Origin of the sequence: Streptomyces sp. NBC_01142 (assembly GCF_026341125.1) — a bacterium.
Taxonomy (GTDB): Bacteria; Actinomycetota; Actinomycetes; order Streptomycetales; family Streptomycetaceae; genus Streptomyces.
Map to the genome: position 1 here is coordinate 1,657,585 of NZ_JAPEOR010000003.1, position 18,409 is coordinate 1,675,993.

At 68.1% G+C, this 18,409-nt stretch carries 18 protein-coding genes and 2 pseudogenes; 16 read left to right on the forward strand and 4 right to left on the reverse strand.

The annotated features are described in order from the left end of the window. Positions 1 to 31: 31 nt before the first annotated feature. A complete protein-coding gene (locus OG883_RS41705; protein WP_266552757.1) occupies positions 32 to 1,153 on the reverse strand; it encodes a DUF6183 family protein in 1,122 nt (373 codons plus the stop codon). A 344-nt stretch (positions 1,154 to 1,497) separates the two neighbouring features. On the opposite strand from OG883_RS41705, the gene OG883_RS41710 reads away from it, so the two are divergent. From OG883_RS41710 to OG883_RS41725, 4 genes and pseudogenes are all read left to right on the forward strand, one after another. Beyond that, on the forward strand, positions 1,498 to 1,962 hold the full coding sequence (locus tag OG883_RS41710) for a hypothetical protein (RefSeq protein WP_266552760.1): 465 nt from the start codon (positions 1,498 to 1,500) through the stop codon (positions 1,960 to 1,962). Continuing rightward, the gene (locus OG883_RS41715; RefSeq protein ID WP_266552763.1) at positions 1,959 to 4,139 is read left to right on the forward strand and encodes an ATP/GTP-binding protein; all 2,181 of its coding nucleotides are present in this window, start codon (positions 1,959 to 1,961) and stop codon (positions 4,137 to 4,139) included. The genes OG883_RS41710 and OG883_RS41715 overlap by 4 nt, the downstream gene beginning before the upstream one ends. 14 nt (positions 4,140 to 4,153) lie before the next feature. Continuing rightward, positions 4,154 to 5,098, forward strand: a complete 945-nt coding sequence (locus OG883_RS41720; protein WP_266552766.1) for a replication-relaxation family protein — start codon at positions 4,154 to 4,156, stop codon at positions 5,096 to 5,098. 457 nt (positions 5,099 to 5,555) lie between these two features. After that, positions 5,556 to 5,880, forward strand: a pseudogene (locus OG883_RS41725) (VOC family protein); the annotation flags it as partial. A gap of 681 nt (positions 5,881 to 6,561) precedes the next feature. Here the strand turns inward: OG883_RS41725 and OG883_RS41730 are convergent. The 3 genes and pseudogenes from OG883_RS41730 to OG883_RS41740 form a co-directional block, all read right to left on the reverse strand. Beyond that, positions 6,562 to 6,951: pseudogene (locus OG883_RS41730) on the reverse strand (hypothetical protein). Beyond that, positions 6,948 to 7,169: a hypothetical protein gene (locus OG883_RS41735; protein WP_266552769.1), complete on the reverse strand. Its 222-nt coding sequence runs from the start codon at positions 7,167 to 7,169 to the stop codon at positions 6,948 to 6,950. The pseudogene OG883_RS41730 and the gene OG883_RS41735 overlap by 4 nt, the downstream one beginning before the upstream one ends. 74 nt (positions 7,170 to 7,243) lie before the next feature. After that, the gene (locus OG883_RS41740) at positions 7,244 to 7,438 is read right to left on the reverse strand and encodes a hypothetical protein (RefSeq protein WP_266553289.1); all 195 of its coding nucleotides are present in this window, start codon (positions 7,436 to 7,438) and stop codon (positions 7,244 to 7,246) included. A gap of 172 nt (positions 7,439 to 7,610) precedes the next feature. Between OG883_RS41740 and OG883_RS41745 the strand changes: the two genes are divergently transcribed. The 12 genes from OG883_RS41745 (at position 7,611) to OG883_RS41800 (ending at position 18,391) form a co-directional block, all read left to right on the forward strand. Further along, positions 7,611 to 8,438 (forward strand): Scr1 family TA system antitoxin-like transcriptional regulator, encoded by an 828-nt coding sequence (locus OG883_RS41745; protein WP_266552772.1) that lies wholly within the window; start codon positions 7,611 to 7,613, stop codon positions 8,436 to 8,438. Further along, positions 8,435 to 8,644 (forward strand): DUF397 domain-containing protein, encoded by a 210-nt coding sequence (locus tag OG883_RS41750; RefSeq protein ID WP_266552775.1) that lies wholly within the window; start codon positions 8,435 to 8,437, stop codon positions 8,642 to 8,644. Before OG883_RS41745 ends, OG883_RS41750 begins: the two co-directional genes overlap by 4 nt. 867 nt (positions 8,645 to 9,511) lie before the next feature. Beyond that, positions 9,512 to 10,387 (forward strand): hypothetical protein, encoded by an 876-nt coding sequence (locus tag OG883_RS41755; RefSeq protein ID WP_266552778.1) that lies wholly within the window; start codon positions 9,512 to 9,514, stop codon positions 10,385 to 10,387. 723 nt (positions 10,388 to 11,110) lie between these two features. Beyond that, positions 11,111 to 11,641, forward strand: coding sequence for a hypothetical protein (locus tag OG883_RS41760; RefSeq protein WP_266552780.1), 531 nt, complete (start codon positions 11,111 to 11,113; stop codon positions 11,639 to 11,641). Next, complete coding sequence (locus OG883_RS41765; RefSeq protein ID WP_266552783.1) at positions 11,635 to 12,495, forward strand: ATP/GTP-binding protein; 861 nt, start codon at positions 11,635 to 11,637, stop codon at positions 12,493 to 12,495. Before OG883_RS41760 ends, OG883_RS41765 begins: the two co-directional genes overlap by 7 nt. A 37-nt stretch (positions 12,496 to 12,532) precedes the next feature. Next, the gene (locus tag OG883_RS41770) at positions 12,533 to 13,222 is read left to right on the forward strand and encodes an SAF domain-containing protein (protein WP_266552786.1); all 690 of its coding nucleotides are present in this window, start codon (positions 12,533 to 12,535) and stop codon (positions 13,220 to 13,222) included. 1 nt (position 13,223) lies between these two features. Next, positions 13,224 to 14,093, forward strand: coding sequence for a hypothetical protein (locus OG883_RS41775; protein ID WP_266552789.1), 870 nt, complete (start codon positions 13,224 to 13,226; stop codon positions 14,091 to 14,093). Beyond that, positions 14,086 to 15,636 (forward strand): CpaF family protein, encoded by a 1,551-nt coding sequence (locus OG883_RS41780; protein WP_266552791.1) that lies wholly within the window; start codon positions 14,086 to 14,088, stop codon positions 15,634 to 15,636. The genes OG883_RS41775 and OG883_RS41780 overlap by 8 nt, the downstream gene beginning before the upstream one ends. After that, positions 15,633 to 16,547 (forward strand): type II secretion system F family protein, encoded by a 915-nt coding sequence (locus OG883_RS41785; protein WP_266552793.1) that lies wholly within the window; start codon positions 15,633 to 15,635, stop codon positions 16,545 to 16,547. Before OG883_RS41780 ends, OG883_RS41785 begins: the two co-directional genes overlap by 4 nt. After that, on the forward strand, positions 16,544 to 17,437 hold the full coding sequence (locus OG883_RS41790) for a type II secretion system F family protein (protein ID WP_266552795.1): 894 nt from the start codon (positions 16,544 to 16,546) through the stop codon (positions 17,435 to 17,437). Before OG883_RS41785 ends, OG883_RS41790 begins: the two co-directional genes overlap by 4 nt. 23 nt (positions 17,438 to 17,460) lie before the next feature. Further along, on the forward strand, positions 17,461 to 17,649 hold the full coding sequence (locus OG883_RS41795; protein WP_266552798.1) for a hypothetical protein: 189 nt from the start codon (positions 17,461 to 17,463) through the stop codon (positions 17,647 to 17,649). A 52-nt stretch (positions 17,650 to 17,701) separates the two neighbouring features. Continuing rightward, entirely contained in the window at positions 17,702 to 18,391 is a 690-nt protein-coding gene (locus OG883_RS41800) for a hypothetical protein (protein WP_266552801.1), read from the forward strand. Positions 18,392 to 18,409: the final 18 nt, after the last annotated feature.

Genomic DNA, 18,409 nt, shown 5'->3' on the forward strand with positions numbered 1-18,409 from the left:
TCATGCCGGGGAGCTGGTCCCGCTGTCTTCTCTAGTCGGTGTCCGTCGCCGCCAGCACAGCGATCCGGCGGAGGTCGGGGGAGAGGGCGGCTATGCCGTAGTCGTAAATGTCGTTCTGGAACCAGTCCGCATCGGCCTCGAAGTGGAACCATGTGCTCTGCCGTACGTGGCGCTCCACTTCGTCCGCGCTCGCGCCCGCCGGAGCGCCGCTGAGCCCCGCCATCGAACGCCATGCCCACAGCCGCCCGTAGGCACCCTGCACGCCCGAGCTGTGCATGCCGCCCATCGACGCGGTGACGAAGAGCAGGCGCCAGATTTCGTCCACCGGGCGGACCGCGATCTCAAAGCGATCCGTTGGGCTGAGCCCGTCGACACAGGGCATCGGCAGGGTCGGCAGCAGAGCGGGCACCCGGGCGGGTGCGACGGCCTCGTCCAGCATGAAGACCCAGGCCCCGCAGTCACCCCAGTCGCCCGCCTGCACGGCGGCAACGATGGTCTCGTGCACTTCCGTGGTGGCGATGTCCCGAAGGGCGGAACGCTCGGACGTGCGTGGTGTCGGCGGGTCCACACGGCCCTCGGTGGGTACACCGGTCCCGCTCCCGCTGGCGGAGCCGTGCATCGAGCGGCTTGGAAAACCGACGCCGGCCTCGAAGTCGCGGCGCTGCACCGGGAGCCAGGACAGGGCCTGCCAGCCGGGCCTTACGAGCAGCCAACAGCGCAGCGGCGGGAACTGTTCGACATCCACGCCACGGAGCACCAACTCGTGGAAAAGACAGGCGCGCAGCTCGTCCAGCCGGTGCGGCTCCCGCTCGTTGCGATCGAAGACGGTGGCTGCCAGGTCGCTGACGTGCTGATGCTCCGCGAGGAGCGAGGCGACAAAGCGCGGCGCGAGGTTGGAGCCCGCAGTGAATGGGCGCTTTTCGTCGAGGAGTCGGAGCAGCTGTACCAGGCTGTCGCGGCTGGGGGTGAGGGCGAGCACACGTACCACGTGGGCCAGTTGGCGCTCGTACTCCCGTACCTGTTCGACAGCGGCCGCGTGCCGGTCGGCCAGCTGTGACCCCAGCTCGCGCACGTAAGAGGCGTCACCGTGCGCGGCGCGCTGTTCGGCCTGACCCCATACGAGAGCTCCGAGATCGTCCTTAGCGTCTTCCACGGTCTGTCACCCTATGCCTGCGGGCTCCAGCGACCGGACGGGGCTGGACACCGATATATGTGCCGCACTCCGTCTGCACCCCTACCAACAGCCGACCTCTTCGTACAGTCGCGTGGAAACGGTTGTAGTCCGACTGGATTGGATGAGACGGCGACTGGCTTCGGCGAGAGCGGACACCACTGTCCGAGCACCCAGACACCCAAAAGTAAAGGGAAAGTAAAGCCTCGCGATCGGTGTCTGAATCGGCCTTCCGGCCTGACTTGGTCCAGGTGAAGGGAGATTCCCCGCACCGACCAGGAGGCCACCGTGCACGCAGCACTCCGTACCACCGCCCGGCGGCCGGCATGAACGTCGCCGACCTGCCGGGCGCCCAGTTGCTCGCCGACATCGTCGGCTGGACCACTGCCGCCGCCCCGTACCTTGCCGCGCTTTCCCCGGTCGCCCTGGCCGTCTGCATCTGCGCTGCCGCGCGGCGCGCCCGTCTCGTGCGGGAGGCCCTCACCGACCGCGTCATCGTGGAAGTGGTCCCCACCAGTACCTTCGATCCGAGTGAAGGCGAAGTCGGCCGGTGGGCGCGCCAGCTCAGCCGGGTCCACCACTCCGCCGATGGCGTACCGGCCCGCGGCTCCGCTGCCCGGCTGCGCTACACCGCCGAGGACGGCAAGATGCGCTGCTTTCTCGAGGGGCCGGTCACCGCGGCCGCCGTTCTGGCCATGCCGGGCTTTGCCGAGGTCGAAGTCCGCGCCCACCGCGCCCAAAAGGACATTCAGCCGATCCGCTTCCCGGCCCCGAACGAGGGGGCGAAGTGACTGCAGCAGTTGAGTTCGACTTCGACTTCTCGAAGCCCACCAGCGCCGTCGGTGGGCTTGATTCCCGCCGCTACGTGCAGCGCGTCGAGCTGGCCATGGCGCTGGCCGACCAAAAGCCGCTGGCTTCTCTCGGTCTAAATCCCGATCCGCTCCAGCAGCTGGCAGCCGCGATGGCCTCAGTGCGCACCAAGGACGGCGAGCGCGCTGACGTCGTCATCGACCTGGTCCCCATTCGCGAACGCCGGCTCGCCCGGCGCCGGCGCCAGTTGCTCTTGCAGTCCGGGCGCCGCGGGCCATCCGCGTACGGCGAGCGCCTGACCGGCGGCCTGGGCGGGGGAGGGGCGTGGGAATCGGTCCTCGCCGCATGGTCCGGGGGCAAGACCGCCGTCGGCGAGCGGCTGCCCCGCATGACCGACCTGCGCGACGGGATCGGCAAGTTCGACCCGGCAGCAGGCGCCGTGTTCGCTGTGCAGCTGCTGCTGCGGACCGAGGCGCCGCACCCGCAGATCGCACTGGCCCGCATGAACCAGCTGCTCGCCGCCTTCTCCGCCACCTCCGGCGAGAACTACCTCAAGCCCCGCAGGCCGCGCACCCGCTGGCGGATCGCTTCCTTCGAGAAGCGCTTCGCAACCGGCGAGTTCGCGCCCCGGAAGCGGCAGTGGCTGACTGTGCCCGAGCTGGCCGGCTTCCTCAAGCCGCCCACCGTGAAGTGCCGCGCTTCCAGCGTGGTGCGCTCCGGCGGCCTGCTCCCGCCAGCGCCGTCGGACCTGCCCGTCTACACCGGCCAGCGGGACCTGGTGCCGCTCGGCGCCGTGGTCTACGGGGACGGGCGCGAGCGGATCGGTGCTGCTCGCGTGAAGGACCTGCTCTTCGGCCTGCAGCTGGGCAAGAGCGGCCATGGCAAGACCGAGGCCGCGCTGGTGCAGTGCATCGCCATGGCCCACAGCGGATACGGCACCTGGTTCCTCGACCCGCACGGGGAAGGCTGGATGCGGGCGAAGCCGTACCTGGCCCACCCCGCGATCGCGTCCCGGGTGTGGGAGATCAACCTGGCCCGCTCCGAGCCGGACCAGCTGGTCGTCTCGTGGAATCCGCTGTCGATGGAGGGCCGCCCCCTCAGCGCGGTGCAGGACGTCGTCCGCTCGGTCACCGAAGGCATCGCCGCCGCCCAAGACTGGGGCGACAACGCCCCTCGAGCCCGGACAATCCTCGCCCGCGCCGCCCAGGCCATGGCCCTGCTCAATCTGCAGGCTGTCCAGGCAGGCCGGCCTGATGCGCAGTGCACGCTCTTCCAGTTGAGGTCGTGGCTGACGGATGAGGACTGGCGCGAGGGTCTGCTGCCGTCACTCCCGCAGCGGGTACGCGATTACTGGACGAAGACGTTTCCGTCACTGGCCAAGGACGCGGTGCCCACCGTCACCTATGTCATGGACCGCCTGGATACCTCGCAGTCACTGCAGGCGTTCTTCGGCAGCCCGCGCTCGGCGTACGACATCCGCAAGGCGATGGACACCGGCCGCGTCGTCTTCGTCTGCCCGTCAGGATCCGAGTCCGACGCGCTCGTCTCCTGCCTACTCATTCACGATCTGCACCGCGCCGGCCTGTCCCGTCAGGACACCCTGCGCGAGGACCGCCGCACGTTCTGGGCCTGGGGCGACGAGCTCACCGCCCTGGACGCCTCCAGCAAGGGATTCCTGGCCGCCATCGCCGAGCAACTGCGCAAGTACGAGGTCCGCTTCATCGGCATGACGCAGATGGCCCTGCGACTGAGCGCCATGACCCGGCAGTCCCTGCTGCAGAACCAGAGCCTGCTGTCCACCTGCGCGGCCGACTTCGACGAGGCCGCCTTCGTTGCCCGCCGATGGAACGGCCACGTCACGCCGGAGACCATCACCGAGCTCCCGAAATACCACTACGTCATGTCGATCAACCTCAACGGCAGGCCGACCCAGCCCTTCCGTGTACGCGGCCTGCCGGTCGAGGAGATCTTCGACCACTACAACAACCCCGACGGTGTCCCCGAGCTGGACCAGGCAATCGACACCAACCTCCAGCGCCGGCCCGTCGCCGAGATCCTCACCGACCTCGAGAACCTGGACACCCTCATCCTCGCCCACCACACCAGCTGCCGCCCCGGCCCGAACGGCGCTGGCGACCCCACCACCCTCATCGACTGAAACGGAGCACCACGATGCCGTACCCGCACACCGGGCCCACGGGCCTGGGCCAGATCGCGCAGCAGGCAACCCAGATCCTCTACCAGCACCGCCTGGTCTCCACCAGGCAACTGCACCAGCTGATCACCCCACACCACACCCGTGCCGAATACCTGCGCCGCCAGCTTCACACGCTGCGGGAGACAGGCCTGGCCGAGACGGTCGGCCGGCGCGTCTCCGGTCAGACCGAGCTGCTGTGGTGGCTCACCGAGAAGGGCGCCAACGCCGTCGAATCGGTCGGACTGCTGCCTCAGCGGCCGTACCGAATGAGCCCGGAAGCGGCCCTCGGCCCGCTGCAGGAACACACCCTCGCCACCGTGGAAACGGGCCTGGCGTTCGTCGACTGGGCCCGCCGCCTCGACCACGAATGCGGACCGCTCGACTGGTCACCCGAGACAGCTCACTACTACCGCGACGACGCCCGCCCGGGCCAAGAGCTCAGCCTCATCCCCGACGCCGTCCTCCACTACGTCCACACCGACCAGAAGGCCAAGCAGCGCACCCTGCTCACCTTCTTCATCGAGGTCGACCGCACCCAAATGACCACCGCCCGCCTCGCGCAGAAGCTTCACGCTTACGCGGCCTACCACGACTTCACTCCACAGCAGCCCTCCGGCCGCGGAGCCAAGCCAGGTCGGCGCACCACCAGCACCCCGGCCTGGCGATACCGCTACCCCGCCTTCCCGCGCCTGCTCCTGGTCCTCACCGGCGCCTCCGACGCCCGTCTCGCCCGGCGCATTGCCGACCTGCGCAGTCTCGCCGCCAGCGACCCCGCGCTCACCAACACCGGGCTGCGCGCCGGCGTCACGACCCTGGGCAAGCTCCAGCACCGCGGCCCGTTCGAGCCGATCTTCACCCCAGCCCTCGGACCGGCCGAGCACTCGGACGCCTGGCTGCGGCCCGTCAGCATCGCCGCCTGACCGCCCTCTCGGGAAGCAAGACCTCATGCATTTCGGGTTCCTCAGCCGCCACTTCAGGGAGCTGGCTCCCACGCCGACCGAGGGAGATTGCCGGGCGAGTACCGGGCCTGCAATGAGCTCGGCGCCATCACCCGGCCATTCTTACCGCTGGTCGGGGAGATGCTCGCGCTGTACTGCTACACCCGCCCTCTCGGCGTGCTCTCCCAGACCGAAGACTTGCCGTGACGAATCGAGGCCCTCGAACCCGAACAGGTACCGACCCCGCTCGACGACCTCCTCGCGAGCTTGTGACTTGGTGGACGAGGAGGGCTGTTGTGACGACGGTGTAATGAGTTGACCGGGTAGCGCCGTCTGGGCAAGCTCCAGCCACGACCTGGATGAAAGCCTTCTTGCTGGTGGACTGCCCTACCCGATCGGAGGGTGGGGCAGCGAGTCAGCAGATCGGAGATGCCGAGGGATGACTTCTCACCTCCACGCGCTGTGCTTCGACGCGAACGACCCGCTCCGCCTCGCGCGCTTCGTGGGTCGGCGTCCTGGGCTGGGAGATGGCTGACGACTCCCACGACGGCATCCCCCTCCTGCCGAGCGATGACACCGGGTTCCGGATCCGGTTTCTCCCGACCCGGGAGCAGAAGGCCGGCCAGAACCTGATGCACTTCGATCTGACGAGCACGTCCCTCGACGACCAGCAGAAGACGGTGGCGACGTCGCTCGGACTCGGCGCCCGGCACATCGACATCGGTCAACGCCGGGAGGAGGGTCATGTGGTGCTCGCCGACCCCAACACTTCTAACTACCAGTTCTGAACATACGCGCACGTCAGCCCGCAGCGTGATGCCCCGGTTGACGGCTTCCCTGATGTTGCACCGGGTCCGGACGTAGCTTCCCGCTCGTTTGGTGATCTCGTCGTGTTCGGCGGGGTCATCGCTGTAGTAGCTCGTTGCGAGCGTGACACCCTCGCGGGCGAACACCTCCCACCACTCCTCGCGAACGTGGAAAAGGTTGCTGTAGATCTCTACACGCAGCCTGAGCGAGAGCGCCAGTTCGGCGAACTCGCGCCACTGCGGGTGAACAGTCGGCTTCCCCCCCGATGAGCTGGATACTGCGGATGCCGAACTCGGCAGCGTCGATGATGACCGCTCGCCATTCCGCGGGGGTCATCTCCCCATGCCTGGCTCGCGGGCTGGACTCAGACAGACAATGCGTGCACGTGAGCTGACACCTTCCGGTGTTCCTTAGTTCAAGGGACTGGATTCCGGCAACCGGTTCGCGGGTGGGCGACTCAATGAGTGTCGTCATGCTGGTATTCCTCCCGTGCCGTCGTGCTGGTGAGTGGTGATGCCGCCTGACTGCCACCGTCCCCAGACAGGCGGCAGGCGGGCGGGGTTCTAGGGGGCGCACGCGGCGTATGCGTCGTCGTACTCGGGGTCATCCATGGCCCAGGCGCACGGGGGCTTGTGGGGCTACGCATGGGCGAGCACATCCGGAATCGGGGTCGGGACGACCACCGGGTGAGCGGTGAGCCCGTACCAACCGGTCTCGTCGCGCGCAACGAACTGGAAGGCGAAACCGGCTGCGAGCTGCCGCAACGCGTGGTCCTAGTGGTCGTTGTTGCCGGTCCAAAACCGAAGCTCGGCGGGTGCGTCCCGCTCGGCGTGCGTTACCGGTTGAAGCGCGAGGGGCGGAACCCACTCGGCGTACGGGTCGGGGTCCAGCGCTCCCGCGAATCGGAGAGCTTGCCTGCGTAGCCATCGGAGCGCGAGCCGACGGGACGGAGCGACGATCCCGCCGAGATAGACGGTCGTCACGGCGTCGCCCGCGTACACCTCGGCGACGTACCCAACATCGGTCATGCGGCACGCTCGCCGTTGCCGGGGCGGAACAGGTTCCGAAGGTGGTCGGCTGCCGCTTCAATCCGTTGCATCTCGGCCGCGTGCTCTGCGTTCCGCTGAACAATCGCAGCGTCCAGACCAGCGAGGAACAGCGCGCGGTACTCGGGGTCCGATTCGATGCGTTGCAGCTCGACGAACGGCTCGTCACGCTTGGAAGGGCGGGGGGCGAGTGCCCACATGATCCGGGGGAAGCGCTGCCGTAAGCAAACTTCCGCGGCCCCCACGGCGAGGACGAGCCGGACCGGTAAGAGCCTCACGCCACTTCCCCCCGGCTTCTAGCGTTCTCTCGCGCGGTCTTGGCGCTAAGAAGCTCTGTGAGGCTCGCGAGGCGGACGTGCTCAGGCTCCGCTTCCCATTCGGTCCCGCCGCTGATCGGGCGGAGCGACCAGTACGGGCCGGCGACTCCGCGGAACTCCCCAACACGGTCTCCACGGCGGGTGTCCACCATGAGCGTGCCGGGGTCCGGAACGTGGGCGGGTTCTTGCTTGTCTGTGGGACTGTTCTGCGCAGACACCGCCGCTCCTCTCCGTAGTGGTTCCACTACCAGGGCGATTCAGCGTGTCCTACAGTTCAGAAGTCTTCAACTTGCGCCATTTGAACGGAGAGTTGGGTGATCACTGTTGAACCGCAAAGAGCTGAACCCCGAAAGTTCGCCGGAAGCAGCGTTCGGCGAGCGTTTACGCACGTTGCGAGACGAGCGCGGGTGGACGCAGGATGACTTAGCCGATCGTATGGGCTACTCGGGGACGCATATTTCCGCCATTGAAACTGGTCGTCGGTCCCCAACTCCCCGTTTCACGAACAGTGCCGACAAGGTGTTCGGGACGGGCGACCAGCTCGAACGCCAGGGCAGGGCCGCGCGCACAAACGCGCTGCTAGAAGGGTTCCCGGAGTTCGTCGCACATGAGGCGAAGGCAGCAGAGATCAGGCTGTACGAGGTCGGCGTCATCCCTGGTCTACTCCAGACACCGGAGTACGCAGCAGCGCTCACAGCGGGCACCGTCAAGCGGGGAGCGATCACCCCCGAGCAGGGGGACGAGCGGATCGCGCTCGTTGCAAAGCGCCAAGCATCCTTGAACCGGACACCGCTCCCGCTGGTCTTCGCAGTGCTTGACGAGAGCTGCCTTAGACGACCGATCGGGGACAGTGCGATCATGGATACCCAGTTTGCGCGGCTAGTCGAGTTCGCCGAGCTGGCGAACACGGTTGTACAGGTAGCCCCGTTCGACATGGGGGTTCGCCGCCCGCTCAGTCTGCCCGTGACCGTCCTTACGATGCCTGATCGGTCGCTCATGTCGTACGCCGAGTCTGCCCAACGGGGCCATCTCGAACGAGAAACCACGTTCGTGCTCCCCATGCTGACGGCCTACCATCAGCTACAGGCCGAAGCTGCTTCACAGGCGGCGTCTGTCGCCATGATCGAACGGTTACGAAAGGGCACCCCGTGACGACCGAATCCCCCCGCTGGTTCAAGTCTTCGTACAGTGAAAATGGCGGTCAGTGCATCGAGGTTGCTGCCAACTTCGTCGCCTCGCACGGCGTGGTCCCCGTCCGTGACTCCAAGAACCCGACCAGTCCGGTCCTAGACTTCCCCGCAGGCTCGTTCGCAACTTTCGTGGCGAGCGTAAAGGCTGGAGAGTTCGGCATCGTCTGACCAGTCGGCCAACCCGCACCAGTTCAAAGCGGCCCATCGTGCAACGACATGGTGGGCTTCGCTGTGTCCGCTGTAGGCCAACATCGAAAGCCCCGCCACACCCAGCAGCGCCGGTCGTCTGGGATGACCAGGTCGACGACACCGGCGCCCGGCACGCGGAGATGCTGCGGCGCAGGCAGGAATGCAACGCCCCCACGTGGCAGCACTACGCCAGCCAGCTCCGCTCCGAGCTGCGCAGCCGCCTGGCCGAAGCCAAGCAAGCCTGCCAGGACCGGCGGCCGCCGCGCCTCGAGTACCAGCCGATGATGCGCGAGAGCGAGCAGGCCTTCGCCCAGGCCATGCCGCCGCAATCCTGCGGAGCGGACGTGTCACCGCGCGACGTCTACCGAGCGCGCGCCCTCCGCATGCCCGAACCGGCCGGCCGCCCTGCCCCCGAGGCCGACAGGGCTGGCTGGAGCACCTGCGCGATCAGCGCGAGGCGGAACGGGCCTGCGCGGCACTGCGTATCGAACTCCCCGACTGGGAGGCCGAGCAGACCACCGCGGTGCCAAGGAACTTGCAGGATGGCGGTACCCGGTAATGGCGCTGATTCGTACGACGCTGAGCCGGTTCGACGGTCGGCTGCTCTCCACGCCATGGCGAGAGCGGAATGAAGCCACGGGACGACTCACTGTCAGGACCTGCTGGCACAATCGAGCGGCAGTCGGCCTGGAGATCATGGGGGTTGGGATGAACAAGCGCTGGTGTGTACTCCTGTCCGGAGTGATGGCGGGATGCTCCAGTGAACCCCCACCGGCGCCACCGTCCGGTCAGCAGGGCGCCCCCGCCAAACCATCTCCGAAGCCCGCCGCCCAACTGCCTCAGGGCATGCACGCTCTGGGAGCCACCACCGCTCTCGACGACGACGTCTGGACACTCAAGACGACCCGGCTCAAGCCGGCCCAGCCCAGCGCGAAGGCCAAGGGCGTACCGGCCGGGTGGCTGACGGCCACGACCGACCTCGTCTTCACCAACACCAGCGATGAGATCCAGCGTTTCCCGATCGTCTCGGTCACCCGCCGCTACGGCGCAGAGGGCCGCACGGCGGAGGCCTTCACCGACACCGGCATCGCCCCGGTGCCCGTACCCGCACTCGGAGAAGAACCGAGGCGAGTCGGTCCGGGGCAGGCTGTCACCTCCCGACTCGGTATCGCCGTACCCAACAACGCCGCAGGACTACCGGTGACCTTCACCGTGCAAACGCAGGCGTACCTGCAGATGGATCAGACCGCTCAATACTTCGAGGGCCCCTTCCCCGGCGGACCCGCGAGGCTGGCGCCTCTGCCCGGCAAGGCCGCCACAGGCAAGGGTGTGCTGCGCCTGGGTGATTGGCACGACGACGGAGCCACCCGCATCCGCGTCGCACAACTCGCCATCGACGAGCTCAACCGGGATGCGCGTGAGTGCACCCTCGAACTGACCGTCATGAACACGAGCCCGCGCGTGGAGGTGAGCAGGACGTCGTTCGACAACTCCCTGCGTATCTACTACGGCGAGAGTCTTCAGGGCCCGATCACCTTGCACGCTGGCCCTGGCCCAGGCGGCTACGACGGCGGCGGACCCATTGCTCCGCAGCGCGCTGCCACACAGACCCTGCGATTCTCCCTACCCCAGAAGGCCATCCCCGGCCCAGTGACGATCGAAGTCAACTACCCCAATGGCGGCAGCACCCGAGCCACCTACCAGGGCGAAGTCCAGAACTGACCGGTTGACGCCGCGCGCAGCCCCGGATGCCATCACGGATCCGGGGCTTGCTGCCGACAGTTCAGCGGGGCGGAGGGCTCTCGATCTGCGCCGGGCCGGCCATCTTCTCGTTGGCCCGCATGTGCTCACAGATATCTGCGAGGCGCCCTGGAGAGCGTGCTCGGCCCGCGGGCGGCTGAATCCCCTCCAGGCCAGCCAAACCTGAAGAAGCTCACGTTCGATCAAGCCCAAGGATGGGCCTGCGCGTTATGCGGCGCCCGATTGATGGCCGACCGGACGCTTGGAGAGTTCTGCACCGGACGAGGCCTGCTGGCCGAGCCGACCGAACTCTGGGCGTGCAATCCACTGTGCCGATGAATCGACAATCTTCGCCGCCCTCAGCATTCCTTCTCGCCTATCTGCCTATCGATGGGCGGGGCGGGCGGAAGGAATGCCTCCCACTCACTCCCGTAGTGCGGGATTGGGCTCGCCGGGCGGCCTGAACTGCCATAACGGGCTGTGGCATTCGAGAATCTTTGCGTAACGTGTGAGGCCAGGCCAGCCGCCTGCGGCGGTGGATGTGCAGACGGGGTGTCGCAGCACGCACCGCAGCCGCAGGTGAACACGCTGACGAAGAACTTACGGGGAGGCACTGTGGCACCGCTGGCACGACCAGACCGACGACCGCTTCGCGACTGGAATCGAGTGCGCTCGGCATCTCTGCTTTTCGTGTCCGTAGCGCTCGTGACTGCTTCCGCGTGCAGTTCGGACAACGATGATTCAGCGAGCAAGGATCCCAAGGAATCTCCGTCAACCAGCGCACCATCGACGGAGCCGACAAAGGCCGCGGACCCAACGGAGCGCGCCAAAGCTGATGTGATCAGCCTCTACAGCCAGTACTGGCAGCAGATGGAGCGCGCTTACGCCAAGGGCAGCGCGGACGGTACAGATCTTAAGAAGTACGCCGCAGGGCCGGCGCTCGTCGGGGCCAAACAGGAAATCAAGGGCATGTATCAGGCCAGCCAGATCGTCACGGGAAAGGTCACCCTGGGCAACTCGACCGTGACCAAGCTCGATCTCAACCGCAAGGTGCCGAACGCCACGCTTTCCACCTGCCTTGACGTCTCGAAATGGGACGTCGTCGACCGCAAGACCAAGAAGAGGGCCGCCCTGCCCAAGGATCGCCTCACCAAGTACGTCTCTGTCGCGACGGTCGAGCGCTGGCCTGACGGCTGGAAGGTCATCAAGGACGAGCCGCAGGAGAAGGCATGCTGACGGGCCGGCTGCTGCTCGTGGCATCCACCCTGGTCCTGACCACGCTCACGCTGACTGGTACTGCCCACGCCGCGGATGGCCCCGGCACGGGAGCGGGCTTCTGCGGGGTGCACTTCTGTGTCGGCGCGGGAGTGGACGGAAAGCCCGAAGGCAGCAAGCCGGGTGGATCGGGCGGCGCAGACCAGGCAGGCAACGGCAGCGACAGCAGCGCGCCGGTCTGTACCTTCCGGAAACTTGATCCGCAACCGCCGGAAGGCAGTCTCCTCTGGGACGGGCACAAGCCGGGCGACGGTGCCGTGTATGCGCGCGAGTGCGGGGGCACCGGCGGCTTTACGGTCGGGACGGTCTGGGGGGCGGAGCCGCCCACTGGCACAGCCGTCGATCCGGCTGTCCTGGCCCAGCAAGCCGTTGACCGAATGCTGTTGCGGGGCCCGGAGATTGGCATTACCCCGAAGCCAGGCGGCAAGGGCGTGGTGGGTATGCCGGTCTACATGTGGACGGCGAAGGGCACGGAGACGTACGGACCGAACACCGCATCGGCATCGGCTGGCGGCGTGACGGTCACTGCCACCGCCAAGGTTTCGAAAATCGTCTGGGCGATGGGCGACGGGAAGACCGTCACCTGTACCACAGCTGGCACGCCCTACAACGCGGAGTACGGCAAGAAGCCGTCCCCTGACTGCGGCCACCGCTACTCCCAGCCTTCCTCGACCCAAGCATCGGGGAAGTGGCACGTCACTGCGACTTCGACCTGGACCGTCAACTGGCAAGGCGGCGGGCAGACCGGCCAACTCACCGAGACCCGTACCAGCGACGTGGATATCACCGTCGCCGAGGTCCAGGTCCTCAACTAGCTCACCCTGCTTAAGAACTCGAGAGGCACTTCACCGAATGGAATCCCCCGCCGCGCCGTCGGTGCCGCGCCCGGCCGCCCCGGCCCGCCCCGAGATCCCCATCACGACGACGGCTCCGGTCAAGCGGGAACGCCGCTGGTCGGTGGTGGCGCTGTGCATCGTCCTGGCCGTGCTCGCCGGTCTCGGCGCGGCCGCGGCCGTCACTTCCGCGAGTGACCGGGTCAAGGTGCTGGCCATCGCCCGCGATGTGCCCGCCGGACAGGCCCTGACAGCGGCGGACCTCGCCGTGGCCGAAGTGAGTGCCGACGCCGCGCTGACCCCGGTGCCCGCCGTCGACAAACCCTCCGTGATTGGCAAGCGGCCGGCTGTCGACCTGCGCAAGGGCGGCCTGCTCACCTCCTCACAACTCGCCGAGGGCACCGGCCTGGGCGATGACAAGCAGCAGGTCGGCGTGCAGGTCAAGCGTGGCCAGGCCCCGGCCGGCACGCTCGCCCCCGGCGACAAGGCCCTCGCCGTCACCACGCCTGCCCAGGGCGAGCAGACCAGTGGCAAAGACGCCGAAGCGCCGCCTTCGACCATCAACGCCGTGGTCGTGAACGTCTCGCGCCCGGACGCCTCCGGCACGGTCGTCGTCAACCTGGCCGTCGCGCAGACCGACGGCCCGCTGCTGGCCACCCGCGCCGCCCAGGGTCGCGTCGCGCTGGTCCGCGAACCGCGGAGCAGCTGACATGCCGGTCACCGCACTTGTCTCCGCTAAATCGTCTGGCGTCACCACCGCCGCCCTGGCGCTCACTCTTGCCTCGAAGCGCCCCTCACTGCTCGCCGAGTGCGACCCGGCCGGCGGCACCATCCGGGCAGGCTTCCTCCAGGGCCAGGTCAGCGCGGGCTTCGGCCTCTACCACCTTGCCGCCGCCGAACGGACCGGATCCGACGCGCTCGCCAACGCCTTCGCGTCCCACTTGTGGCCCCTGGACGAGGCCGGGCATCGCAAGCTGCTGCCCGGCCTGACCGACCCCGCTCAGGCCGCAGCCCTCGGCCGGACCTGGCCGGCCCTGTCCGAGGTCATGCATGTCCTGGCCGACGAGGCCGGATACGACGTCTTCATCGACGCCGGCCGCCTCGTCCTGGAGTCCGGACGCCTGCACACCACGCTGACGCCAGCACCGCTGCTGCACCAGGCCGACCTCGTCCTCCTTGTGGTCCGCGCCACCGAGCAGTCCCTCACCTTGGCCCGCCACCTCATCGACCCGTTGCGCACCGAGCTTTCCGAGCGCGGCTCCGGCCCGGACGCGCTGGGCCTGCTCCTCATCGAGGACGGCCCGTACCGCGCCCATCAGGTCGCTGAAGCGCTCAAGGTGCCAGTGCTGGCCGCCCTGCCCGTCGACCGGGACACCGCCGGCTACTTCATCAACGGCGGCCGCCCGCCCCGCGGCTACGGCCGCAGCCCCCTGCTGCGCCACGCCCGCACCGCCACCGAGCAGTTCGAAGCCGCCGCATCCCGGCGGCAGATCCAGCAGCAGTACCCGCCAAGGCCCGCCAACCCACAACTGGCCGGCGTCCTGCAGCGGCTGACGGAGAAGGGAGGATCGCGTGGCTGACACTCAGCAGCGCCCCGGCGTGAACGGCAGCCCGCCGCCGATGGGCCGTGACGACATCGCCGGCCTGCTCGCCGGAAAGATCGGCCAGCGCCGCCCGGCCGAGCCGCCGCAGGCTCCCGCCACGACGGCCGCAGCACCCGCGCCAGCCAGTCCGGCAGCCGTGCCGCGGCTGGCCGGCCTGCCCGGTGAGATCCCCGTCGGCTGGGAAGTCATCGAGGACCTCCAGGCCCTGGTGTCCAAGCAGCTCAGCGCGGAGGATCCCGACAAGCTGCTGGAGGAGGCCGACCGCCGGGCCCTGGCCAAGTCCCTGGTGCGAAACGCCGTCGCCGACTGGTCCACCAAGTACGCCCAGGGCAACACCCCACTGACCGCTGAACAGGAAGCGGCGATCGGAACCGCCGTCTTCGACAGCATGTACCGCGGCGGCCGCCTGCAGTCCCTTCTCGACCAGGACGGCGTCGAGGACGTCATGGTCGATGGCCTGCGAGCGCACGTTGAGTATCACGACAAGCCGCGCCGCACCATCGACCGGGTCGCCGACAGCCATGAAGAGCTGATCGCCTGGGTCAACCGGATGGCGAGGCTGTCCGGACACGGCGAGCGCGGCCTGACCCAGGCCACTCCCATGGTCGGCTTCCGCATGCCCGACGGCTCCCGCGTCACTGCCTCGCTGCTCACCAGCCGCCCGTCCGTGGTGATCCGCAAGCACCGCATCCGCCAGCACGGCATCGCCGAGCTGGTCCAGTGGGGATCCATCAACCCGTTGCTGGAGCGGTTCCTCACTGCCTGCGTTCACGCCAAGATGAACATTCTCGTGGTCGGCGACATGGGTGCCGGCAAGACCTCGCTGCTGCGCGCGCTCGGCCGCGAGGTCCCGCCCGCCGAGCGACTGGTGACGCTGGAGTCGGACCGCGAGCTGTACCTGGACGAACCCGGCCCCAAGCCCGGCCCTATCACCTACGCCTTTGAAGCGCGCCAGTCCAACGGCGAGCGCCACGGTGACAAGATGGCCGGCGAGGTCACCATCTCCGACATGTTTGCCACGGCGCTGCGCTACAACGCCACCCGCGTCATCGTGGGCGAGGTCCGTTCCACGGAAATCGTGCCGATGCTCCAGGCGATGTCCGCTGGCGGTTCCGGATCGATGTGCACCCTGCATGTGCGGCGGCCGCACGCCATCGTCAGCCGTCTGGTCCAGCTGTGCACTGAGGCCGGCATGGCCACCGAGGCCGCCCACCACCTCATCGCCTCATCCATCGATGTCGTCGTCTACCTCACGTACCTGGACGAGACTGCGCTCAGCGGCAAGAAGCACCGTTTCGTCTCGAACATTTACGAGGTCCACGACGTCGTCGGTGAAGGTGGCCGGCCCACGACCACCGAACTCTTCTCTCCCCATGGCAGTGAAGTACGGGCGGTCTACAAGAACATGCCTTCCTTCATCGACGACCTCGAACGCACCGGCCTGTTCCACCGGCAGTGGCTGACCGAGAACCCGTACGGCGCGTGGGGACGTGCCCTGCAGACGGTGGGAAAGCGATGACCACGTCACAGCTCGCTCTGGTAGCGGCCTGCTGCGCCGTCCTCGCTCTGCTGGCGATCGTCGCAGCGGTCCGCGAGTTCCGCGGCCGCGTGCCCGACCCGGTCAAGCCCGCCTCCCGCACTGCAGGCCGTATCCAGCGCGCGAAGGCCGAGCTGCCGGCGAAGTGGCAGCGCCGCTGGCGGCACCTGGTCACCGCGGCCGTCGTCGTCACACTGGTGGTGTGGGCCTGGACCGGCTGGCCCGTCCACGGGATCCTGGCCGGCGCCGCTGTCCTCGGCCTGCCCTACATCCTCAACCCGGGCACCGCGGCCACCCTGCGCATCGAGCGTCTCGAGGCGCTCGGGCAGTGGCTCAATCACCTGGCCGGTGTCCACCAGGCCGGCATCAGCCTGCCGCAGACCATCCGAGCCTCGGCCAAGGGCGCCCCCGGCCCGATCGCGCCGAACGTCCGCGCCCTGGCGGACCGCCTGCGCGGCGGAGCGGAGGCACAGGACGCGTTCGCCCGGTTCGCCGACGAACTCGCCGACGGCGTCTCCGACCACGTCGTGCTGCTGTTCCAGTCCCACGCCGTCTACAAAGGCCCGGGCCTCTCTGACGCCCTCGAAGCGCTGGCGGTGACCATTCATCAGCAGGCCGCAGACGCCCGCGACATCGAGGCCGACCGCGCGAAGGTCCGCAAGTCCTCCCGTATGGTCTCCGTCGTCATCTGCGTCGTCGTGGTCGGCTGCATGCTCAATCAGGCCTGGTCCGGCTGGTACCAGTCGCCCATCGGGCAGATCGTCCTGGCCGTCCTCGGCGGCCTGTTCGCCTGGACGCTCTCCTGGCTGCGCCGCATCGCGCGTACCCAGCCCGACCCACGACTGCTGGACCCACTGCCCGCAGCCCAGCCCACCACCGGAGTGGCCGCATGATCCCCATGGAGGCCGTTCTGCCCGCGGCCGCCGCCGGCGCCCTGATCGGACTGGCCGTACGAGCCGCCCTGCCGGCCCGGCGTGACCTCGCCTCAGCCTTGGACAACCTGGACGCCGGCAAGGTCAGCACGCCCCTGCCGTCCGCAGCCCCCACCACGACCGGATCGCTCCCGGAACGGGTCGGCAACCGCCTGCTCGGCGTGCTCGGCGGCCGCCTCACCCTGCCCGTCAAAGACCTGAACCTGCTGCGCATCAGCCCGGCCGAACACCTCGGCAAGCGATTCCTGTTCGCGCTGTACGGGCTGCTCCTGCCGCAGCTGCTCCAGGTTCTGCTCGCACTTGCTGGCACCGCGCTCCCGTTCACGGTGCCAGCGTTCCTCTCGCTGGCCCTCGGAGCGCTGTTCTGGTTCTGGCCCGGCAAGGAAGTCGCCCGGGATGCAGCCGCAGCACGCCTGATCGTGAGGCATGCTGCCGCCTCCTACCTCGAGCGCGTCGCCCTTGCCCGGATCGCCAACTCCGGCGCCGCCCAGGCCCTCACCCAGACCGCGGAGGTCGGCGACGGCTGGATCTTCGTCCGGATGCGGCAGGTCTTCCACCAGGCAGATCTCTCCGGGGTCACCGTCTGGGAGGCGCTCAGGCAGCTCGGTGAGGAGCTCGACATCCCCGAACTGACCCGGCCCGCCGACACCCTCGCCCTCGCCGGCGACGGGGCCGCCGTCTACACCACGCTCCAGGCCCAGGCCCGCCAACTGCGCATTGCGCTGCTGGCGGACTCGAAAACACAGGCGAATGAGGCGAGCGCGGCAATGATCCTGCCCGTCACCTTCGGCGTCATCTTGATGCTCACCTTCGTGATGATCCCGATCACGATCACCATCCTCGGCAGCTGAACAGATACAGGAGAGACCGACACATGGACATCCAGACCCTGACCGTGTGGATCCGCACCCGCTACGAGCAGCTCAAAGCCCGCCGCGACGACGGAGCGACCAGCACCGAACTCGCCCTCATCACCGGTGCGCTGCTGGTCGGAGCCGGCCTGCTGGTCGTCGCCGTCCGCAGCAAGCTCATGGAGAAAATCGGCATCATCAACGGCGGCTGACCGAGCGCCCCGCACCCAACCCGCACACACGTCGAGAAAGAGGAACCGTCAGGTGATCCGAGTACCCCGGTCCCGCATCGCCAGTCTGGCCGCATCCGCGTCGGCCATCATGCTGACGGCCGTACTGGGAACCGGATGCGGCACCCAGAGCGACCCGCAGACCCCTGCCGGGAAAGGCACGACCGCACCCGGCAAGAGCAAGGCGAGCCCGCCCGCACAGCGTGTGCTGAACACGCCGCTGCTCGAGGCGACCCTGCCCAACCAGTTCAGCATTCCAACCGACCTGGACCAGTCCCGCACCCGCAAGGCATGGGACAACTTCGACGCCACGCACTGCCAGTCCGAGGGCTGGCCGGATGAGTGGTGCAGCGAGGCGCTCACCATCGGGCTGGCCGCGTTCACAAACCTTGACGACCAGGAGCTGGCCATCCGGCTCATCTCCTTCTCCGACAGCGCCACCGCTGCCCGCTTCTTCATAGGCGAAGGCACCGTGGACGAGGTGGGCGAGAATCCGCCCGGCGACCAGATCGACGTCTACGAGATCGACCAGCCGGATGAAGTGGCGGCCTGGAACGGTAAGGGGCTCTATGTGCGGCAGGGCGCTGTCGTCGCAAAGATCGAGTACACGTGGGAGCCCGGCACGGACATCCCGTCGGACAGGCTCCGGTCTCTCGCCGACATGGTCGTCCAGCGCATTAAGCAGGCACAGGCCGGTAAGCCGCCCACGGCCTCGGCCCGATGAACCATGGCCGCGAGGGAC

Coding starts and splice junctions, on each gene's coding strand:
- OG883_RS41710 (WP_266552760.1), top strand. CDS start 1,498: ATGAACGTCGCCGACCTGCCGGGCGCCCAGTTGCTCGCCGACATCGTC.
- OG883_RS41720 (WP_266552766.1), top strand. CDS start 4,154: ATGCCGTACCCGCACACCGGGCCCACGGGCCTGGGCCAGATCGCGCAG.
- OG883_RS41735 (WP_266552769.1), bottom strand. CDS start 7,169: ATGTGGGCACTCGCCCCCCGCCCTTCCAAGCGTGACGAGCCGTTCGTC.
- OG883_RS41740 (WP_266553289.1), bottom strand. CDS start 7,438: ATGGTGGACACCCGCCGTGGAGACCGTGTTGGGGAGTTCCGCGGAGTC.
- OG883_RS41755 (WP_266552778.1), top strand. CDS start 9,512: ATGCACGCTCTGGGAGCCACCACCGCTCTCGACGACGACGTCTGGACA.
- OG883_RS41765 (WP_266552783.1), top strand. CDS start 11,635: ATGCTGACGGGCCGGCTGCTGCTCGTGGCATCCACCCTGGTCCTGACC.
- OG883_RS41770 (WP_266552786.1), top strand. CDS start 12,533: ATGGAATCCCCCGCCGCGCCGTCGGTGCCGCGCCCGGCCGCCCCGGCC.
- OG883_RS41775 (WP_266552789.1), top strand. CDS start 13,224: ATGCCGGTCACCGCACTTGTCTCCGCTAAATCGTCTGGCGTCACCACC.
- OG883_RS41785 (WP_266552793.1), top strand. CDS start 15,633: ATGACCACGTCACAGCTCGCTCTGGTAGCGGCCTGCTGCGCCGTCCTC.
- OG883_RS41790 (WP_266552795.1), top strand. CDS start 16,544: ATGATCCCCATGGAGGCCGTTCTGCCCGCGGCCGCCGCCGGCGCCCTG.
- OG883_RS41795 (WP_266552798.1), top strand. CDS start 17,461: ATGGACATCCAGACCCTGACCGTGTGGATCCGCACCCGCTACGAGCAG.